General features: G+C 52.5%; 1 pseudogene. It reads right to left on the bottom strand.

Going from position 1 to position 924, the window contains the following annotated elements:
- Window positions 1–872, bottom strand: a pseudogene (locus tag NW858_RS06900) (recombinase RecF); the annotation flags it as partial.
- Between the last annotated feature and the right edge of the window lie 52 nt (window positions 873–924).

The following is a 924-nucleotide window of genomic DNA, read 5'->3' as shown; positions in this document are numbered from 1 at the left end:
TCCCAGGTGAGGGCAACATTGGGGCGGTTGAGGATTTCCCGGAAGAGGTGATCGACAATGTTGTTGATCTGCTGTAGATAGTATTGGGTAATTTGGGGGCCGGCCTTTTTGTAGGTATCTCGGCTAAACTTAATGAAGCGATGCAGCCGCTCTTTCTCGATGCGTTGCGTCTCAACTTGTTTTAAGGTTTCTCTCACCCGCTCCAGTTGCTGTAATCTTTCCTGGATTTTCTGCAGTTGAGGGGCAAGGCTTTCCAGGCGAGCTTGGGCCTCGGCCTTTTGAATTTCGGTGGCCTGCAAAAGGGAGTGCAGACGTTGGTGCTCCTGAGGCTGATAGAGGGAAGCCAAAGGATCCCGCTCTGCCCGTAATCGGGACAGTTGGGTTTGCAATGCTTGCTGTTGCGCCTTCAGTTCACTGAGCTTTTGTTCTCGTTGGGGGAGCAGTTTGGCAATAGGCTCCAGACGGAGATATTGCTCGTGATCCGCTCGGTAGTGTTCGCGCTGTTCTTGCAGGGATCCCAGCTCTCGATCCAAGTGCTCAGTTTGCATCAGCGCTTCCTCAAGGGGACGGAGTGCTGCCTCCAAATCCTGGATTTGCTGTAGGTACCCTGCCTGCGTTTGCAGGTACTGTCTTTCCAGCTTGAGCTCTGCTTTCAGCCGCTCGGCCCGGCTTCTGGGATCCCCCAGGGACTTCAAGGTTTCAGCAGCTTTTGCAATTTGGGCTTGCAGGTAATCTTGGGATCCCTCTGTTTTCTCCCAGCGATCAATTTGGGCTTGTTTTTCCTGCTTGGCTTGCTGGATCTGTTCTAGGGCTAACTGAGCTGCTTGCAGTTCATCTTTTCGTTGTGGCAAACTTTGGACAAGTGGTTGCATACGGATAACGGTTTCATAGCTGTTGCGATGGCAGCTCTGCTCCTCCCGTAAA

Source organism: Synechococcus sp. H55.10 (assembly GCF_047502715.1).
Lineage (GTDB): Bacteria > Cyanobacteriota > Cyanobacteriia > Thermostichales > Thermostichaceae > Thermostichus.
The sequence above is the reverse complement of the archived record's forward strand: the minus strand, read 5'-3'. Positions and strand labels throughout refer to the sequence as shown.